Annotated in this window: 20 protein-coding genes; 14 read left to right on the top strand and 6 right to left on the bottom strand. The window is 43.7% G+C overall.

The features are described from left to right. The first annotated feature begins 205 nt into the window (after positions 1–205). The 4 genes from ACFSYC_RS02095 (at position 206) to pafA (ending at position 6,401) form a co-directional block, all read left to right on the top strand. Positions 206–2,599 carry a TonB-dependent receptor gene (locus tag ACFSYC_RS02095; protein WP_377123016.1) on the top strand — a complete coding sequence of 798 codons (2,394 nt, stop codon included), beginning with the start codon at positions 206–208 and terminating at the stop codon, positions 2,597–2,599. 127 nt (positions 2,600–2,726) lie between these two features. Next, positions 2,727–3,344, top strand: a complete 618-nt coding sequence (pnuC, locus tag ACFSYC_RS02090; protein ID WP_377123014.1) for a nicotinamide riboside transporter PnuC — start codon at positions 2,727–2,729, stop codon at positions 3,342–3,344. A 116-nt stretch (positions 3,345–3,460) separates the two neighbouring features. Then, positions 3,461–4,570 carry an acyl-CoA dehydrogenase gene (locus ACFSYC_RS02085; protein ID WP_377123012.1) on the top strand — a complete coding sequence of 370 codons (1,110 nt, stop codon included), beginning with the start codon at positions 3,461–3,463 and terminating at the stop codon, positions 4,568–4,570. A gap of 139 nt (positions 4,571–4,709) precedes the next feature. Beyond that, positions 4,710–6,401 carry an alkaline phosphatase PafA gene (pafA, locus tag ACFSYC_RS02080; RefSeq protein WP_377123010.1) on the top strand — a complete coding sequence of 564 codons (1,692 nt, stop codon included), beginning with the start codon at positions 4,710–4,712 and terminating at the stop codon, positions 6,399–6,401. 105 nt (positions 6,402–6,506) lie between these two features. Here pafA and pfkA read toward each other — a convergent pair whose 3' ends face one another. The 4 genes from pfkA to ACFSYC_RS02060 all read right to left on the bottom strand — a co-directional run bounded on the left by pfkA (position 6,507) and on the right by ACFSYC_RS02060 (position 10,575). Then, positions 6,507–7,487 carry a 6-phosphofructokinase gene (pfkA, locus tag ACFSYC_RS02075; protein ID WP_377123008.1) on the bottom strand — a complete coding sequence of 327 codons (981 nt, stop codon included), beginning with the start codon at positions 7,485–7,487 and terminating at the stop codon, positions 6,507–6,509. A gap of 93 nt (positions 7,488–7,580) precedes the next feature. Beyond that, positions 7,581–9,302, bottom strand: a complete 1,722-nt coding sequence (locus tag ACFSYC_RS02070) for a protein-disulfide reductase DsbD family protein (protein WP_377123006.1) — start codon at positions 9,300–9,302, stop codon at positions 7,581–7,583. A gap of 42 nt (positions 9,303–9,344) precedes the next feature. Then, positions 9,345–9,797 carry a protein-disulfide reductase DsbD N-terminal domain-containing protein gene (locus ACFSYC_RS02065; RefSeq protein ID WP_377123004.1) on the bottom strand — a complete coding sequence of 151 codons (453 nt, stop codon included), beginning with the start codon at positions 9,795–9,797 and terminating at the stop codon, positions 9,345–9,347. 7 nt (positions 9,798–9,804) lie between these two features. Then, positions 9,805–10,575 carry a biotin--[acetyl-CoA-carboxylase] ligase gene (locus ACFSYC_RS02060; protein ID WP_377123628.1) on the bottom strand — a complete coding sequence of 257 codons (771 nt, stop codon included), beginning with the start codon at positions 10,573–10,575 and terminating at the stop codon, positions 9,805–9,807. A gap of 48 nt (positions 10,576–10,623) precedes the next feature. Here ACFSYC_RS02060 and rsfS point away from each other — a divergent pair, with 48 nt between their 5' ends. From rsfS to ACFSYC_RS02040, 4 genes are all read left to right on the top strand, one after another. Next, complete coding sequence (rsfS, locus tag ACFSYC_RS02055) at positions 10,624–10,998, top strand: ribosome silencing factor (RefSeq protein WP_377123626.1); 375 nt, start codon at positions 10,624–10,626, stop codon at positions 10,996–10,998. A gap of 49 nt (positions 10,999–11,047) precedes the next feature. After that, positions 11,048–13,156 carry an ATP-dependent zinc metalloprotease FtsH gene (gene ftsH, locus ACFSYC_RS02050; RefSeq protein ID WP_377123002.1) on the top strand — a complete coding sequence of 703 codons (2,109 nt, stop codon included), beginning with the start codon at positions 11,048–11,050 and terminating at the stop codon, positions 13,154–13,156. An 82-nt stretch (positions 13,157–13,238) separates the two neighbouring features. After that, the gene (locus ACFSYC_RS02045; protein WP_377123000.1) at positions 13,239–13,877 is read left to right on the top strand and encodes a LutC/YkgG family protein; all 639 of its coding nucleotides are present in this window, start codon (positions 13,239–13,241) and stop codon (positions 13,875–13,877) included. Positions 13,878–13,931: 54 nt separating this feature from the next. Beyond that, entirely contained in the window at positions 13,932–14,567 is a 636-nt protein-coding gene (locus ACFSYC_RS02040) for a hypothetical protein (protein WP_377122998.1), read from the top strand. On the opposite strand, the gene ACFSYC_RS02035 is transcribed toward ACFSYC_RS02040, so the two are convergent. Next, positions 14,559–15,086, bottom strand: a complete 528-nt coding sequence (locus tag ACFSYC_RS02035; RefSeq protein ID WP_377122996.1) for a 5' nucleotidase, NT5C type — start codon at positions 15,084–15,086, stop codon at positions 14,559–14,561. The two genes, ACFSYC_RS02040 and ACFSYC_RS02035, sit on opposite strands and share 9 nt — an antisense overlap. Before the next feature lie 135 nt (positions 15,087–15,221). On the opposite strand from ACFSYC_RS02035, the gene ACFSYC_RS02030 reads away from it, so the two are divergent. The 6 genes from ACFSYC_RS02030 (at position 15,222) to rplS (ending at position 18,421) form a co-directional block, all read left to right on the top strand. Next, a complete protein-coding gene (locus ACFSYC_RS02030; RefSeq protein WP_377122994.1) occupies positions 15,222–15,812 on the top strand; it encodes a 30S ribosomal protein S16 in 591 nt (196 codons plus the stop codon). Between the two features lie 76 nt (positions 15,813–15,888). Then, on the top strand, positions 15,889–16,413 hold the full coding sequence (gene rimM / locus ACFSYC_RS02025) for a ribosome maturation factor RimM (RefSeq protein WP_377122992.1): 525 nt from the start codon (positions 15,889–15,891) through the stop codon (positions 16,411–16,413). A gap of 74 nt (positions 16,414–16,487) precedes the next feature. Further along, positions 16,488–16,940, top strand: a complete 453-nt coding sequence (locus tag ACFSYC_RS02020; RefSeq protein WP_377122990.1) for a hypothetical protein — start codon at positions 16,488–16,490, stop codon at positions 16,938–16,940. Beyond that, complete coding sequence (locus tag ACFSYC_RS02015; protein WP_377122988.1) at positions 16,937–17,137, top strand: helix-turn-helix transcriptional regulator; 201 nt, start codon at positions 16,937–16,939, stop codon at positions 17,135–17,137. Before ACFSYC_RS02020 ends, ACFSYC_RS02015 begins: the two co-directional genes overlap by 4 nt. Before the next feature lie 80 nt (positions 17,138–17,217). Continuing rightward, positions 17,218–17,904: a tRNA (guanosine(37)-N1)-methyltransferase TrmD gene (trmD, locus tag ACFSYC_RS02010; protein ID WP_377122986.1), complete on the top strand. Its 687-nt coding sequence runs from the start codon at positions 17,218–17,220 to the stop codon at positions 17,902–17,904. A gap of 169 nt (positions 17,905–18,073) precedes the next feature. Then, positions 18,074–18,421: a 50S ribosomal protein L19 gene (rplS, locus tag ACFSYC_RS02005; RefSeq protein ID WP_377122984.1), complete on the top strand. Its 348-nt coding sequence runs from the start codon at positions 18,074–18,076 to the stop codon at positions 18,419–18,421. 252 nt (positions 18,422–18,673) lie between these two features. Here the strand turns inward: rplS and ACFSYC_RS02000 are convergent, their stop codons facing one another. Continuing rightward, positions 18,674–19,333 carry a phosphatidylserine decarboxylase family protein gene (locus tag ACFSYC_RS02000; protein WP_377123624.1) on the bottom strand — a complete coding sequence of 220 codons (660 nt, stop codon included), beginning with the start codon at positions 19,331–19,333 and terminating at the stop codon, positions 18,674–18,676. Between the last annotated feature and the right edge of the window lie 17 nt (positions 19,334–19,350).

Raw genomic sequence — 19,350 nt, 5'->3', positions numbered from 1 at the left:
TTACCAAACTGAAAGACAGGCTGAGATCAAACCCATGTTGTGAGAAGTCAATTGCGAATAGAGAGGTTACTCGCTGTTTGCCCATTGCCAACCCACAACTGCACCTGATCCGGGTAATGCCGGCGTAGGGAGAGGTAATAAGTTAAGTGTACTGTGCATTGTACCCTGGTGTACAGATGGTTTAACGTTTTTTATTCATCATTAATTGAAAAATCTATTCGCGGCATTATGTGCCCTGCTGTTGCCATTGTTGGCATCGGCCCAATTCTCGCTAACCGGGAAAATTACAGACCAGCAAACCGGCGAAGCTTTGCCCGGCGCTACCATCACCATTAACAGTTTAGCCATAAGTGTTACCAGCAACGCCGGTGGCAACTATGCCTTTAAAAATCTAAAAAGCGGCAATTACACCGTAGCAGTTAGTTACATTGGGTACAAAACCGCGCAAAGCAACGTATCGCTTACCGCCAACAGCAGTGCCGATGTTAGCCTGACCCGCAGCAGCACCCTGACGGACGAAATTACTGTAAGTGCTACCCGCGCGTCGGCCAAATCGCCAACGGCTTTTACCAACATTAACAAACAGGAGATAGCCAAAAACAATACCGGCCGCGGTTTTGAGTATCTGCTGGAGCAAACGCAATCAACCGTGGTAAGCTCAAACGGAGGTACGGGCATTGGCTATACCAGTATCCGCGTACGCGGATCAGACGCTACCCGGGTTAACGTAACCGTAAACGGCATCCCGATCAACGATGCTGAGTCGCAAGGCTCATACTTTGTTAACCTGCCGGATCTTGCATCTTCAGTAAAAAGTATCCAGGTGCAACGTGGTGTAGGTACGTCAACTAATGGCGCGGGCGCTTTTGGCGCAAGTGTTAACGTAGAGACTAATACCCGCATGGATACTGCGTATGCCGAGATCAATTCGTCTGCCGGGTCATATGGCACGTTGAAAAATACCCTGAGCTTGGGCACCGGTTTACTGGGCGGACATTTTTCTGTTGATGGCCGTTTATCAAAGATCAATACAAACGGTTATATAGACCGTGCCAAGGCAGATCTGCGCTCGTTTTTTGTAAGCGCTGCTTATTATGGCAAAAAGAATGTATTGCGGTTGAACGTTTTCTCTGGTCACGAAAAAACTTACCAGGCCTGGAACGGCGTGCCCGAAGATAGCGTTAACGCCGGTAACCGCCGGTATAACGAGGTGGGTTACATTGCGTCAACCAACAAATTTTATAACAATCAGACTGACAACTACACGCAAAACCACTATCAGTTACTATATGACCATCAGCTGAGCGATGCTTTTTCTTTTAGCGGCGCCGTGCATTACACCAAAGGTTATGGTTACTACGAAGAGTATAAAAATGATCAGGCAGTAATTAAATATGGTTTAACCCCCGTGGTTATTGGCGGTATGGCAATTACCAATACTGATTTGGTGCGCCAGCTTTGGTTAAATAACGATTTTTACGGCGTTACTTACAACCTTAAATACAACCCAAACAATAAGTTCACCGCTATTTTAGGTGGCGCTTATAACGAATATAAAGGCGCGCACTACGATAATCTACAGTGGACACAGCAGAGCGTGAACATTACCCCGGGTTATGAATACTCGCGCAACGATGCCAGGAAAACCGACTTTAACGTGTTTGGCCGTGCCGAATGGAACGTGGGTGATGTATTGCTTTATGGAGATTTGCAATACCGCCGTATTAACTACAGCTTTCTGGGTTTTGACCGCGACTTGAAAAACGTGCAGCAGCAAAGTATCATGAATTTTGTTAACCCTAAAGTTGGTGCCACTTACGATGTTACCGATAATAGCAATATTTACGCATCATTAGCTATTGGCAACCGCGAGCCAAACCGAAACGATTTTACAAACTCATCGCCGGCTAGCAGGCCGAAGTCGGAGAATATGAAAGACTTTGAAGCCGGTTATCGCTATAGCGCGCAAAATTTTAGCGCAGGCATTAATGGGTTTTATATGCTGTATAAAAACCAGCTGGTATTAACCGGGTCATTGAATGACGTTGGCGGCGCTATCCGCACCAATATCGACGATAGTTACCGCGCAGGGGTAGAAGTTAATGGGTCTGTAAGAATAACGCCACAGCTGCGCTGGGCCGCGAACGCTACCCTGAGCACTAACAAGGTTAAAAACTTTACACAGTATCTGTATAATTATGACACCGGTGCTTTAGTTGCTACGCCTTATGCTAAGACAGACCTGGCCTACTCGCCAACGTTTACAGGCGCCAGCACTATCAGTTATCAGCCCATAAAAAATACCGAGATAGCTTTTATCAGCAAATATGTGGGTATGCAGTACCTGGATAATACCTCAACCCAAAGCCGCTCGTTGCCGCGTTATTTTGTTAACGATGTAAGGGTTAACTACAACTTTAGCCTGGCAGGCGTTAAAAACATTGGCCTTGGCTTATTAGTGAACAACATCTTTAGCGCCAAATACCTGTCAGACGGCGCTACCTATCCATCCTTAGCAGGCGGGCAGGTGTATAACTACAATTACTTTTTCACCCAGGCGCCGGCAAATTTTCTGGCATCGGTGAATATAAAATTTTAAATATCCCCTACTGTCATTTCGACCAAAGGGGGAAATCTATACATTGACAAGTCGCAGACTTTACCTGTATAGATTTCTACTATCGTCGAAATGACAAAAGGAGTGGTTCTTAAACTAACTAAGCCCCATGCAAACTATCCAACAATGGCTGCAATTGTTTACAGAGCAGGTTAGCCAAACCAGTTTTTGGGAATGGGCTGCCGTGCTCTTCGGCGTAACCGAAGTGCTACTTGCCAAAGTAAATAATATATGGCTGTACCCAACGGGCATTATAGGCACAACTATTGGTATTTATATGCTAATTATGGCAGGCCTGTATGCCGAGTCGGCCTTGAGTGTGTACTACATTGTGATGAGTTTTTACGGCTGGTATCATTGGGTTAAAAAACGTAACGAAGCCCGGGTAAATATCAGCAGAGCCACAAAGCAAGAGTGGGTAACCGTTGCGCTGATTGTTTTTGTGGGCTGGGTGTTGTTTTATTTTTTGCTTACGCGATTTACCACTTCGACCGTACCGGTTTGGGATGCCTGGGTAACGTCGACCGCGTGGGCAGGCATGTGGCTGCTGGCCAAACGCAAGCTGGAGAATTGGATACTGCTCAACGTTTCAAACCTGTTTGCCATACCCTTGCTGTTTCACAAGCACCTGATCATGTTTGCCGCGCTCACCTTATTTTTATTCATAGTAGCCATTTTTGGATATTTTGATTGGCGGGCGAAATTGAAAACGGCCCAGGTGTCCTAACCCGTTTTGTCATTTCGAACGAAGAGAGAAATCTATACATAACAAGGTTTACAATTGGCTTGTGTATAGATTTCTCTCTTCGTTCGAAATGACAGATTTATAAACAATTAATCACCATGAAAAACAACCCACCACATCCATCTACATTTATTAATGCCGAGGATGTACGTATAATAAGAAACACCGCTGCCGAAGCAGAGGAATTGGGCCTGCTGCATCCGGCGCAATTAGCCATTATCTATCAGCAGCAATGGTTTAAACTATTAGTGCCCAATGCTTATACCGGTAGACAGATAAGCCTGTCTGAGCTGGTGCGCCTGCAAGAAGCTATTAGCTGGACAGACGGCAGCATGGGCTGGGTAGTTACATTATGCAGCGGCGCGGGCTGGTTTGGCGGCTTTATAGGGGCCGATGTGGGTAAGCAGATATTTAGCAACCCCTACGTTTGCCTTGCAGGCAGTGGGGCGGTTGGTGGTACTGCCGAAATTACTGAGAACGGCTACATTGTTAACGGCAGCTGGAAATATGCCAGCGGCGCCCATCACGCTACGCATATCACGGCAAATTGTCGCATTATACAAAATGGCGAAACTGTTTTAGGCGTTGACGGTGAGCCTTTGGTGTTGCCCTTTGTGTTAGACAAGCTTGATGTTGCCATTTTGCCGGCCTGGAAATACATTGGGATGGTAGCCACCGGCAGCGATGCTTTTGAGGTTAAAGATTTGCACGTGCCCCCTAACCGTCAGTTTAAGATAGACCCATCGGCGGTGGTTATAGATGCCCCATTGTACCATTATCCATTTTTACAGTTGGCCGAAGCTACCCTGGCGGTAAACCTATCGGGCATAGCCCTGCATTTTATCGACTGCTGTGCCGATGTTTTTAAAGACAGAATGAACCATCCGCGGCTAACAGCGGAGCAGAAAGCCATCTTAATGGATGAACTTGCCCTTGCCAACAAAGAAATGGACCAACTGCGCCAACCGTTTTTTGCAGCAGTTGATGCATCCTGGCAAAGTATCGCCAAAAACAATAGCGTGCCTGATGCCCAATTAAGAGAGGTTAGCGCAACCAGTAGGAAACTTGCTACAAGCGCACGCCAAATAGTCGACAGGCTTTACCCTTTATGTGGTTTAATAGCTGCCGCGCCCGACACCGAAATTAACCGCGCCTGGCGAGATCTGCACACGGCCAGCCAGCATGCACTGTTAACTTTTGCTACGTAACAAGGGTGTTATTTAACAAAATATTAACGTACAATTGTGATTGTATATTCATATTTGTTTACTTAGTATTTTACAGCGATTCATCAACTTGGGCACATAAAAGCCCAGCAGCGATGGCATCGCCTTAACAGTTCATTAAATGAAAATTAAAAACCTGTTGCTTTTATTGTGTGCCTGCAATGCTATAAGTGCCGGTGCGCAAATCAAGAAGAAAGCCCCTGTAGCAGCTCCGTCAACATCCTTATCGTGCCCCAAGCTGGTAGTTGGAATTGTGGTTGATCAAATGCGTTGGGACTACCTTTATCGTTATTACGACCGTTATAGCGCGGGTGGCTTTAAGCGGATGTTAAACGAGGGTTATACGTGCGAAAACGCTACCATTAACTACCTGCCATCAGTAACCGCAATTGGCCATAGCACTATTTACACCGGGTCTGTGCCTGCGATACACGGTATTGCGGGTAATGATTTTACCGACCAGGCGACCGGCAAAAATATGTATTGCGCGGGCGATAGCTCGGTAACAAGCGTTGGCAGTACATCAAGCGCGGGCAAAATGTCGCCACGCAATTTGTTGGTTACTACCGTTACTGATGAGTTAAAACTGGCTACAAATTTTCGCTCCAAAGTAATCGGCATTGCCTTAAAAGACCGTGGCGGCATTTTACCTGCCGGCCATACTGCAAATGCGGCTTATTGGTTTGATGATAAAAACGGCGCCTGGATAACCAGCACCTACTATATGAATGATTTGCCACAATGGGTAAAAGACTTTAATGGTAAAAACCTGCCAAAAGCATATCTCGACAAAGATTGGAATACCCTGTATCCAATTAACACCTACGTACAAAGCACTCCTGATGATAGCAAATACGAAGGTAAGCCCAGTGGTGCTGCATCGGCCACGTTCCCCATCAAAACCTCTGAGCTAAACAAAGGTAACATGGGTATGATACGCAGTACGCCTTACGGAAACAGCTTAACCCTTGATTTAGCTATGGCTGCGGTAAACGCCGAGCAAATGGGCAACAATGTGGTAACCGACTTTTTAGCGGTGAGCCTTTCATCTACAGATTATGTAGGCCACCAATATGGCACGCACGCGGTTGAAACGGAAGACACCTACCTGCGTTTAGATAAAGACCTGGCAGCTTTCTTTAGCTTTCTTGACGGTAAGGTTGGTAAGGGCAATTACACCGTGTTTTTATCGGCCGACCATGGTGCCGTGCAAAACTCAGGTCTTTTAAATGATCATAATATACCAGCTCCGCTTTGGGACAGCGGGACAGCATTAAGAGAGATGAACAAAATGCTTGAAGATAAGTATAAGGCACCAAGGCTTATCATCAATATGAATAACTTCCAGATCAACCTGAATAACGTGGTAATTAAGGATAAGAAGTTAGACGAAGAAGCTATTAAAGCTGATTGTATTGTGTATTTGGAAAAGCAAAAAGAAATACAATTTGTGGTGGACATGAAAAAAGCCGCTACGGCCTCTATTCCTGAAAACCTGCGCGAGCAGATTGTTAACGGCTACAATGCCGAGCATAGTGGTGTTATACAGATCATATTAAAACCCAACGGTTTAACCGGCCGCGTTACCAATGGCAAATACCCTACAGGTACAACGCACAGTGCCTGGAACCCATATGATACCCACATCCCCATGGTTTTCTTCGGTTGGGGCATTAATCACGGCGCCACAAGCAAGCCAACTCACATGACGGACATTGCCCCTACTATTGCCGCCTTGTTACACATCCAGGCTCCGAATGGCAATATTGGGCAATCGATTACAGAGGTGTTGAAAGCGGATAACAAGCAATAAACAAACACACTGTCATCCGACGAAGGAGGAATGACATATATGTATAAAAGCACAAGGCCCGGCTTCAATCAGAAGCCGGGCCTTGTGCTTTATGTACTTAGCGCTCTACAACGAAAGCATCTCTACAATCCTTTTAAACTCGGCGTTTACATCCAGGTGATGTTTAGTTGCCTGATCAAATGGAGTATAAGTAAGGTCATTATGAATCAACCCCACCATTACGCCGCTACGGCCTTTTATAAGCGCCTCAACGGCGGCCACGCCTAAAAGGCTGGCGGTAACACGGTCCATACAGGTAGGCTTGCCGCCGCGCTGTATGTGGCCTAAAATAGATACGCGGGTATCATAATTAGGATAACGCTCTTTTATCGCTTCACCAATTTGGAAGGCGCTGCCCGGCTCGTGGCCTTCGGCAACCATAATGATCTTGGATGTTTTGTCTTTGCGGCCGCGCTCTAAGCGTTCGTAAAGTGCGTTAAGGTCTGATTTGGTTTCAGGCACCATGATAGCCTCTGCACCTACGGCTATGCCGGTACGCAACGCAATCATGCCCGAATCGGCACCCATTACCTCTACAATAAACAAACGGTCGTGGCTTTCTGCAGTTTCCCGGATCTTGTCTACCGCTTCAATAACGGTATTAATGGCAGTGTCATAACCGATAGTAAAATCGGTTCCACGCAAATCATTATCTATGGTACACGGTACCACTATGATCTTAATATCCGGGTGCTCGTCGCCAAAGTCTTTAACACCTTTTATGGTGCCATTGCCACCAAGGGCAACTAAAGCGTCAATGCCATGTTTTTTAATTTCTTCGTAGGCCTTGGTACGGCCCTCGACAGTTTTAAAAGCTTCGCTGCGGCTAGCCTTTAATATAGTGCCGCCACGCGAAATAATATTTGAGGCAGATTTGGTAGTCAGCGGTTCAATATCGCCATTTATCATACCTTCAAAGCCGCGTAAAATGCCGGCAATTTCAATATTGTTAAAAACAGCGGTACGTATAACGGCCCTAATAGCGGCATTCATGCCTGGTGCGTCGCTTCCTGACGTAAAAAGGCCTATCTTTTTTATTTGGGTCATTGTATATTTAAGCAGATACGGGTTAATGAAATGGCCGGTATCGATTGCGCAATCGCCTGCCAAATGCGCCGCAAATTTATGAAAAAATTTGCCTTATTGGTGGCGTTTGTATGCGCTAATTCCGCTTTCTAAAAATTTAAGGTAGCTATCGGCATTGTAATTTGCCGGTGAAGGGGCTATTTCTTGCCCGTTGGCATCTGTGAGGTTATTGCCATCACTATCTAATAAAACATATAAAGGTTGCGAGTTTGCGTTAAAGCGCGAAGCTTCCAGGTCGCTCCATTTACCGCCGAGTGTGGTTATTTTTTTACCGCTGTAGGTTGAGGTATATACGTCATTGGCTGGCAGCGGAGCTTTATCATCAACAACCAATTGCAATAAAACAAATTCGTTTTGCAAAAGAGTAAACACACGGGGATCAGTCCAAACGTCGGCTTCCATTTGGCGGCAGTTAACGCAGTTAAAGCCGGTAAAATCAATCATGATGGGTTTGCCTAACTCTTTTGATACCTGCAATGCCTGCTCATAATCATACCAGGCATCTAACCCCCGGGTTGCAATGCGGGTATAGTTGGCTTCGTATTTCTTGGTCAGATTCGATGTTTTTACCGGCGCGGCGTTGCTGCTGCTATTGCCGCCCGGGATAGGCGACAAGTCAAAGTCCTGCGTTGCCATGGGGGGTAAAAACGCGCTAATAGATTTCAACGGCGCACCCCACAAGCCGGGGATCATATAGACGACAAACGCAAACACAACCGTCGCAGAAAAAAAGCGCGGGATAGATACGTACCCTAAATCGCTATCATGCGAAAACTTGATCTTGCCAATCAGGTATAACCCTAATAAAATACCAAGGGCTATCCAGATGGATAAAAATATTTCGCGGTCAAACCAGTCCCAATGGTAAGCCAAATCAACATTTGATAAGAATTTCAAAGCGAAAGCAATCTCCAGGAAACCCAGGCAAACTTTCACAGTATTTAACCAACCGCCCGATTTTGGCAGCGATTTTAATGCCGATGGAAACAAAGCGAAAATGGTAAAAGGCAATGCCAGCGCCAATGAGAAGCCTAACATGCCCACAGCCGGCCCCAGCCTGTCGCCTTTTGACGCGGCTTCAACCAGCAATGTACCGATGATCGGGCCTGTGCATGAAAAAGAAACAACCACCAATGTGGCAGCCATAAAAAATATGCCTGCCATGCCGCCTCTATCGGCGTTGGCATCCAATTTATTGCCTAAAGAGCTTGGCAGCGTGATCTCAAAAGCACCTAAAAACGAAATGCCAAATACAATTAACAGTAAAAAGAAAAACAGGTTAAACACCCCATTAGTAGCTAATGCATTCAATGCGTCCGAGCCAAAAATGGCGGATATGATTACCCCCAGGGCTACATAAATAATAATAATTGAGGCCCCGTAAATAAGCGATTGCTGAATCCCCCTAGCTCTTGAGCAAGATTTTTTGGTAAAAAAGCTCACCGTTAACGGTAACAGCGGGTAGATACATGGCATTAGCACCGCAGCCAGGCCGCCTAAAAAGCCGGCTATAAATATTGCCCAAAGGGTTTTAGGGGCTTCGGTATTAACTTTCTTTGCCTTGACTACCGCCGCTTCGGCTTTTTTAACGCTATCCTTCGCTTTTTTTAGTTGGGCAATGGTATCAGCCGATGTTGGGATGGAAGTAAAGCTCATGCCACTGGTGTCGGCTTCCTGCGCTTTGGCTTGTTGTATGCCCGCTATCGAAAAAACTATCGCTGCAAGGCAAATAAAAAAAACTGTCTTAACCCAAATGCGCTTAACGGTTGTTGTCATGTTATGTGGTACCTATGCTTGCTCAGAAAAATCGGTAATTATTTATTTCGCTAGCGCGACAGTAAAATTTACGTTATCGGGTGGCAAACATTTGCTATCGTTACAAGTCATAAACTCTAATGTGCCTTTCACGGTAGTAGCTTTAGCCGATTTTAGCTTGATCTTTTGAGTAAACACCACTTCTTTTTCAAAATAGCTTACATCCATACCAAACGTTTTTTCGAAATGGGTGATTGGCTTTGGCTCTACAGTTTTGCCCACCAAAGTAAAGCTTGGCGATTTTGTAAATGTAAACGACGTTTTTATTGGTCCGCCATCTTTAACATGTTGCGAGTATATGTGCCAGCCGGCCTGCATAGTTGCTTTCAAAAACACGGTAGCCTCAGTAGCGCTGGTTTTTTTTGCCGCGTAGGCCCAGGTTACAGGGCGTTCAATTTGCGCGAAGGCGCCAATGCTTAAAAATAATGCTGCGGTTAATGCCAGTAGTTTTTTCATGGTGATGTTAATGGTTTAAAAATTCTATCTCTTTTAAGTTAAACGTACTTTCTGTATTGTTATGGCTTACTACCAGTAAACCATTGTCTTTGACGCCGCTAATGGTTCCTTCAAATTCGGTACCGTTAGCTCTGAAACGCTTTTGCTGATTGTACCAGTATAGTCGGTTTAGATACGTTTCCCTTACAAGGTTTAATTTACCTGCTTTTAAACTAAGGTAGTGTGCCTCAATGTTGTTGCAAATTTCTGCTAATATATCCCTTAATTGGTAATCCTTATGCAATATCTGTTTAATTGAAGTTGCTTTGCCGGCATCCGGCGGAAAGTTGTCCTGGTTTACATTAATGCCGATGCCTACTATGGCGCTTTTTATCTGGCTGCCCTGCAAAATGTTTTCTATCAGCATGCCGCCCAGTTTTTTATCGCCGTAATAAATATCGTTTGGCCACTTAATTTTCAGCCCGTCGCCTAATAGGGGACACAGTGCGTCATAAACAGACAAGCTGATAGCCCGCGTAAGATCAAATTGTGCCGAAATTGATAAAAACGAGGGCTTTAATAACACGCTAAAGGTTAGGTTTTTACCGGGCTCGGCGTGCCATTGGTTGTTTTGCTGCCCACGGCCGGCAAACTGGCTTTCTGCCATAATGACCGTTCCCTCTGGTACTGGCTTAGAATTTGACAATAAAGTTTTTAGGAAATTGTTGGTTGAATCTACTTCTTTCAGTGTCAGTAAATTTTGTCCAACAAATAAGCCTGAAAATATGTTATTTTGCAATGTTATAATATTGATAGGGCGAAAAACGTTCAAAACTAATTCTTTTTGATGGTAAAAAATAAAACGACAAGTGAATCTGGGTATATTTCTGAATTAGCCATACACGGTATTCAGGAAAAAAAGGGAAACGATATTGTCAGGTTAGACCTACGTAATTTAAACAGTTCGGTGACAGACTATTTTGTGATATGTCACGCCGATTCAACCACACAAGTTAAAGCAATAGCAAATAGTGTCGAAGACGAGATTTCTAAAGCACTAAACCAGGACCCCTGGCGTAAAGAAGGTCTGGAAAATGGCGAATGGGTACTGCTGGATTATATTAATGTTGTTGTACACGTTTTCAGGACAGATAAACGTGAATTTTATGGCGTAGAAGACCTTTGGGGCGATGCTGTATTTAAAAGTTATAAGAGCGCTTAATACCGCACCATAACTTTATAAGTGTTTTTAAGCGAGATTAAAATTTAAAATGGAAGATAATAAACAGGATAAGCCAAAACCTATTAGAAGAATACCTAAGCGAATTACCCCAAAGCCACCTAAGTTTAACTTTATGTGGCTGTATGCGGTAGCCATTGCTGTGTTTTTAGGCGTGGTATATTTTTCTGGCACTAACGGTGGTGCGCCCATAGACTTTAGGGAGTTTGAAACTAAAATGCTTAAGCAAGGCGATGTTGACTATGTTAAGGCCTTTAAAAATGGCGATTACATAGTTGCCGAGGTACATATTAAGAAAGATAGTCTAGCTAAAAAGCCGTTATATGCCAAGGTGAGAGAAGCGCAACGCGGTTTTGGTGCTACGGGCAATGAGCCACAGTTTACGTTTAACGATGCGGACTACAAAAGCTTAAAAGAATCATTTACTAACGCGCAAAAAGATTTGCCGGAAGATCAAAGAATAGTACCAACGTATGACCCTCGTGAAAGCCTGTTTTCAAATGGTTTGGTGCAAAGTATACTCATGATTGTGGTATTTGCCATGGTGCTGATGTTTATTATGCGTCGTATGGGTGGTGGTGCAGGTGGTGGCCCGGGTGGCCAGATCTTTAACATAGGTAAATCAAAAGCTACCTTGTTTGATAAAGAAGCGCAGGTAACGGTAACCTTTAATGATGTTGCTGGTTTAGAAGAAGCTAAGCAGGAGGTAATGGAGATCGTTGATTTTCTGAAAAATCCTAAAAAATATACCAACCTGGGTGGTAAAATACCTAAGGGTGCTTTATTGGTAGGTTCGCCGGGTACTGGTAAAACCTTATTGGCTAAAGCTGTTGCCGGCGAGGCGCAGGTGCCTTTCTTCTCTCTATCAGGGTCTGACTTTGTGGAGATGTTTGTTGGTGTTGGTGCATCGCGGGTACGCGATTTGTTCCGCCAGGCTAAAGACAAAGCACCATGTATTATATTTATTGATGAAATTGACGCCATTGGCCGTGCCCGTGGTAAAAACAATATTGTTGGTGGTAACGATGAACGCGAAAACACGCTAAACCAGTTATTGGTTGAGATGGATGGTTTCGGTACAGACTCTGGTATCATCATTCTTGCGGCTACCAACCGTCCGGACGTATTGGACTCGGCGTTATTGCGCCCGGGACGTTTTGACCGCCAGGTATCTATTGATAAGCCGGATTTGATAGGCCGCGAGCAGATCTTTAAAGTACACTTAAAACCAGTTAAGCTGGCTGAAGGTGTTGATGCTAAAAAACTATCGGCACAAACTCCCGGTTTTGCGGGTGCAGAAATTGCTAACGTTTGTAACGAGGCTGCTTTGATTGCTGCGCGTAAAAACAAAGAAGCGGTTGATATGCAGGATTTTCAGGATGCTATTGACCGGGTGATTGGTGGTTTAGAAAAAAAGAACAAAATTATTTCTCCCGAAGAGAAACGGATTGTGGCTTACCATGAAGCCGGCCACGCTATTGCAGGCTGGTTCCTGGAGCATGCCGATCCATTGGTTAAGGTATCTATCGTTCCGCGTGGTGTTGCCGCGCTAGGTTACGCACAGTATCTACCTAAAGAGCAGTTTTTATATACCATTGAACAGTTAGAAGATGGTATGTGTATGACAATGGGTGGCCGTGTTGCCGAGGATATTACTTTTGGTAAAATATCAACCGGTGCGCAAAACGACTTAGAGCGTATCACCAAACTATCATACGCTATGGTTACTATCTATGGTATGAACGAGAAAGTTGGAAACGTGTCTTTTAATGATACACAAGGCGAGTACCAGTTTAACAAACCATACTCAGAAAAAACATCAGAGCTTATTGATAACGAGGTGCGCAACCAAATAAACCAGGTTTACGCCCGTACCAAACAATTGCTATTGGATAAACAAGATGGCCTGGTAAAACTAGCTGACAAGCTGCTTGAAAAAGAGATCTTGTTCCAATCTGACCTTGAAGAGATCTTGGGTAAGCGCCCGTTTGAGCACCGCACTACTTATGATGAATTTGTAAATGGTGTACAGGAATCAAACCAGGAGCCTGCTGCCCATGGTATAGCTCACGAAGGTGTGGTTGACCACTCAGGTACTTTTGAAAGAAACCCTGAAGAGAAAGACGCAAAAGGCGAATAAGTTTATTATTTGCAGAAAGCTTAAAGCACAAAGACCAACGCAATGGGCTTTAGCTTTAAGCTTTTTGCTTTTTAGCTAAAAAATGAGGGATAATACCACACCAAAAGAGAAACTGCTAAAAAAAATTCGACAGGCCTTGCTGGAGAAAAGGGATAACCCTTACCCCAACCTGGAAAACCTGCCGCATTACCCGCCCGCACCCGAGGACCTTGACCTTATGTTTGCCGAGGAGTTTATGGCGGTGTCTGGCCAGTTTGCTTTTTGTGAGGACGAAGTGCAATTTATTGAAACACTTTTAGAGCTTGCCGAGCAGCGCAACTGGCGCAAAATATACTGTTGGGAACCTGCACTGCAAGAAATATTATCTCGCTACGAATACCCATTTTTTGAAACCGATAAAGACTTTGAGCAAGCCGAAGTAGGCTTTACGCTCTGCGAAGCTTTAATTGCCCGTAATGGCAGTATCTTGTTATCAAACGGGAACGCTGCCGGCCGACGGTTGAGCATCTACCCCCCGGTGCATATTGTATTGGCCTACACATCACAACTGGTACCCGATTTGAAAGATGGCTTTGCGGTTATCAAACAAAAATACGGAGCCAATATCCCATCTATGGTAAGCACCGTAACCGGCCCAAGCCGCACGGCAGATATTGAGAAGACATTGGTGTTGGGTGCACACGGGCCGAAGGAGATATTTGTGTTTTTGCTGGAGGGATAGACGCTTGTTGTTATTAGTAAGTAACACTATCTTAGCGCTATAACCTTAACCACAATGAAAACCTTTATTTACGTTAGTATTCTGTTGTTTGTTTTCTCTGCGATCTCGACGATTGCTCTTGTCAAGCTATGGGGAAACAAGCGTTACGTAGACGTTAAGCTTAGACATGAACATGGTGCTGTAGTGATTAAGTCAAAAAAAGTGCGGGTACCTTACACCATAGAGCAAACTTCAATTCCTACTATTGCAAAGGGCCCTTTTGAGTTTTTATTTCTTAAAAGTGGTGGAATTTGTTTCGGCGTCGCGCTATCGCAGGTAATCATGTATTTCACGTTTATTTTAGCTTGCTATTTGATTTTTGACGGAAAGGCAAGCGATAATTTCCGGCAAGCTGTTTTTACAACTTTGATTATTGCTGTATGTGCATTTGCTGTTTCTGAATTACTTAGTAATGGGATAACTAAAGCGTGGGTTTTAGATACCAAAAATGGCATCAACGGTAACCCGGACCTTTTTGGCGGTAACGCCACGTTTAAAAACAGAAATCCCGGCGCCATGGTTTTAAAATATCAGTTTCATCATAACCTGTTTATCGCGCCGATAATTGCATTAGTTTTAATTGTTGCAGAGAACAATAAACGCAGCAAGAAAGAGCTTGCCGATTATTTAAATCAGCATCAATTACAATAATTTTTCCGCTACTTCTTTCCACGTATTTACACGCTCGTACTCCGTCAACGTAACATTATGTGGCGATGTAAACAGTAATTTTCGTCCGCTAAACTTTGCAAAGTTTTTGGTACGATCATCAATCATAATGTCAGTGTTAACGATCTTATGTCCGCAGAACATAATATTGGTCCATGATATAAACGGGAAGTGATCGGCCAGCCAGGCTTGTTTATCTTCTAATGACAGTGGAAACTCGGTAGCGGCCGATACTATATATACATCGTACTTTTTGTGCAGTTCGGCTATTGTTTCCTGTGCGTCGGGTATAGGTTTTAAATCGCGAAAGAAACCTTTGCGGTTAATGTATTCGCGCAGGGTATGGGTTAACTCGGCAGGCAGTAACTCCCCAAATTCTTTGCCGTGCATTTGGTCTAGTGTGTAATTGTAGCCGTGATCTTGCTGATATAAGGTTATAAACTTGTCAATGGGGTCGGCAATAACCTCGTCCATATCTATTGCTATGCTCAATTTATTCATGGTTCAAATTTCCTATATTATAGCTTAATACCCTGAGTTTAAAGTTTGTTTTTTTATTTTAAATTATTTGGCTACCTTTGCATCCCCGCTGAAAGAAACTCCGGGGGAATGTTGAACACATAATTAAAATTAAAAATGGCAACTAAAATCAGATTGCAAAGACATGGTAAAAAGGGCAAACCTTTTTATTACATCGTAGTAGCCGACGCGCGTGCACCACGTGACGGTCGTTTCATTGAGCGTTTAGGTTCATATAACCCAAACACTAATCCCGCTACTATCGACATTAATTTCGACAAAACTTTTACCTGGGTTGATAACGGTGCCCAGCCTACTGACACTTGTCGCGCTATCCTTTCATACAAAGGTGTGATGTACAAAAAACACTTACAAGGTGGTGTTAAAAAAGGCGCTTTAACGCAAGAGCAGGCAGATAATAAATTTACTGCATGGTTAGAGCAAAAAGACGGTAAAATTACCGGCAAAAAAACAGACTTGGTATCTGCTAAAGAAGCAACTAAAAAACTTGCTTTAGAGGCTGAAGCTAAAAAGAATGCTGATAAAGCTGCTGCCGTTGCTGCTAAAAACACTCCTGCTGTTGAAGAAGGAGAAGAAGCACCAGTTGCTGAAGGCGAAGAAGTTGCTACAGAAGAAGTTGCTACTGAAGCACCAGCTACTGAAGAAGCACCAGCTACCGAAGCTTCTGCTGAAGATAAAGCTGAGTAATTAGCCGATAACAACATTTATACAATGGCGAAGCACCTACAGGTTCTTCGCCATTGTTGTTTAAAAAGCATTTAAGATGAAAATAGAAGATTGTTTCCGCATAGGCAGTATCCTTAAAACTAAAGGTCTTAAAGGCGAAATGCAGCTATATGTTGATTTTGACAACCTGCAGGATATTGAGTTTGATGCCCTGTTTATCGAAATTGGCGGCAAGCTTGCTCCCTTTTTTGTAGAGTCGGTTAAACACAGCCATAATGGCCATGCATTTTTGTACCTGGAAGATGTAGATACTATTGACAAAGCTGCTCCGTTGGTAAAGAAAAACGTTTATCTGCCTAATAAGTTAAAACCTGTTAAAGGCGAAGAAGAATTTACTTTGTTTGACCTGGTAGGGTTTACCGCGGTAGATCAGGACGAAGGCGAACTGGGTGAGATAACCGATGTGCAGGAATATCCAAAGCAAATCATTGCTACGGTAAACTTTAAAGGCCAGGAAGTACTGTTTCCCCTTAACGAAGATATTATTGTGGGGATAGATGTGGTTAAAGAAATACTTACGGTCGACCTTCCCGAAGGCTTACTGGATATCTACATGGAATAGAAAAATATTTTGTAAAACATACTTGACATTTGTAAAGTTTGTTTTACATTTGGTAAATCAAACTTTACAAAATTATGAAAACACGTTTTTTATTTCCGCACGGTTTCAGAAAAATCGGCATTGTTATCTTCCTTATCGGTGTAATACTTTATGCTTTTAGTCTGTGTTCTGACGCGATAGGCGAGTATGTAGTCACACAGCGAAACCTTGGCAACACTATTCCAATCGACATTATCTTTAACGATGCTATTTTAATATGTCTGATAACGGGACTATTGTTGGTAGCATTCTCGAAGGAAAAAGAAGAAGACGAGCAAATAGCCCAACTCAGATTAGATTGCCTCCAATGGGCCATCTATTTTAATTACGTCCTTATGCTGATTTGTGTGTTGGTTTTTAACGGAGGCAATTTTTTTGCGGTTATGGTTTATAACATGTTGACACCGCTGGCTTTTTTTATTGTCAGGTTTCGGTGGAAGATGCATCAGTCTAACAGCTCGTTATTAACAGAAAAGAGCGCCGTATGAAAAACTCACTTCGCGTAGAGCGTGCCATAAAAAACATCAGTCAGGCCGAGCTGGCCCAGCTGATAGGTGTATCGCGCCAAACGATCAATACTATCGAAAGTAATAAATACGTACCCTCTACAGTACTTGCACTAAAAATTGCCCGGGTGTTTGAGAAGCCCGTGGAGCAAATTTTTATATTGGAGGACGAGGATTAGTTTTTAGAAAACAAGAGACAAGAAATACACGCTGTCTTGTCTCTTGATTCTGACTCTAACAAAAAGCCTATCTTTGTACCATGCGTTTTGATATCATTACTGTACTGCCGGGTTTGTTAGAAAGCCCTTTTGCGCACTCTATTCTGTTGCGCGCACAAAAAAAGGGACTGGCTGAGATACATGTGCATAACCTGCGCGATCATGCCAGTGGCAAACAAAAAAGTGTAGACGATTATCCTTACGGGGGCGGCAGCGGCATGGTAATGAATGTTGAGCCCTTTGCCAAATGTATAGAAGCCCTGAAAGCCGAGCGTGAATACGATGATATCATATTTATGACGCCCGATGGCGAAACGCTGAACCAACCGATGGCTAATCAGCTGTCAGGAAAAACGAATTTCATGATACTTTGTGGCCACTACAAAGGGATAGATCAGCGGATCCGCGATATATACGTTACTCGCGAGATCTCTGTAGGCGATTATGTCCTGTCAGGCGGCGAACTGCCTGCGGCCATTGTGGTTGATGCCGTGGTTAGATTAATACCCGGTGTGTTGAATGACGAAACTTCAGCGCTGTCTGATTCATTTCAGGACGGTTTACTTGATGCCCCGGTTTATACCCGCCCGGCTGACTGGAACGGCCATAAAGTGCCCGACATATTATTAAGCGGCAACACCCCGCAAATTGAAAAATGGCGCTTTGAGCAAGCCATTGAACGCACACGCCAGCGCCGACCTGACTTGTTAGGCGACGACGAAATATAGAATTTAGAGAGCCAAAATATGCCTGGTGTAAAGCGCCCCCTAAGCACAGCATTGTTAATAAAAAACAAATTGTGGAAATTTTTAAAACATACTTTTTAATTTAAAAAATTATCCCTATAATTGCAATCCGATTTTTACGGGTTAAAAATCGCATTTAGAGCTTAAAATCATGGATTTAGTAAAATTTGTAGAAGAGCAAACAGTAACAATTAACAAGTTTCCGACTTTTAAAGCCGGCGACACTGTAAGCGTACATTATAAAATCAGAGAAGGTAACAAGGAACGTATCCAGGTTTACCAAGGTGTTTGTATACAACGTAACAGCGTTGGTGTGTCTGAAACTTTTACTGTACGTAAAGTTTCTAACGGTATAGGTGTTGAGCGTATCTTCCCTGCAAACTCTCCAAATATTGACAAAGTAGAAGTTAACAGCGTAGGTAAAGTACGTCGTTCTAAACTTTACTACCTGCGTGCCCTTACTGGTAAAGCAGCTCGTATCAAATCAAAAAGAGTGTAATTATCGCTTAAACGATATATTAAAAACCTTTCCGGTAAGCCGGGAAGGTTTTTTTTTGCCTTGGCAGGTCCACTACGGTCTTTTAACGGTGTATGATGTGATATGCGCTTAGTGCCCCATATCGGCCCCACATAGCGTTTATACCGGGTCTGCAATAGGAGAGGATGCAAGGCCATCAAATCAAATATGCCACTAAAGTAAAAGGCCGTTAACAACTTGCTAACGGCCTTCTGTATATGGTTGAATTATTACTTACGCCGGCAGCTCTGCCAACACAGTGCGGCCGCCTTTAACAATCTCGCCAATCTCAACATTGATCTTTGTGCCCAGAGGCAGGTACAGATCTACGCGCGAGCCAAATTTGATGAACCCAAACTGATCGCCTTGTTCTACTTTATCGCCTTCTTTAACATACCATACAATACGGCGGGCTAAGGCGCCTGCAATTTGTCTGAATAATACCTGGGTGCCGTTCTTGGTTTCGGTAACCACGGTTGTACGCTCATTTTCAGTTGATGATTTTGGATGCCAGGCTACCAGGTATTTGCCCGGGTGATATTTGAAGTATTTAACTACGCCGCTAATAGGGTTACGGTTTATGTGCACGTTAACCGGCGACATAAACACCGATACCTGTATCCGTTTATCTTTTAAAAATTCGGTTTCGGTAGTTTCTTCAATTACAACCACTTTGCCATCTGCGGGACACAGCACAATTTTGTCGTCTTGTATAATATCAAAATGCGGGTTACGAAAAAATTGAACAATAATAACAAACAGCGCGAAAGATATTATATAACCCAACCAGCGGATGACTGCATTAGCATCAAAATAATGTATAGCGGCATTTAAAACAAAAATGAATAAGATACAAAGTGCAAGAGAGGTATAGCCCTCTTTATGGAAAGTCATTTTCTTCATGGTGTAAA

Origin of the sequence: Mucilaginibacter antarcticus (assembly GCF_042686155.1) — a bacterium.
In the GTDB taxonomy this organism is placed as follows: Bacteria; Bacteroidota; Bacteroidia; order Sphingobacteriales; family Sphingobacteriaceae; genus Mucilaginibacter; species Mucilaginibacter antarcticus.
The sequence above is the reverse complement of the archived record's forward strand: the minus strand, read 5'-3'. Positions and strand labels throughout refer to the sequence as shown.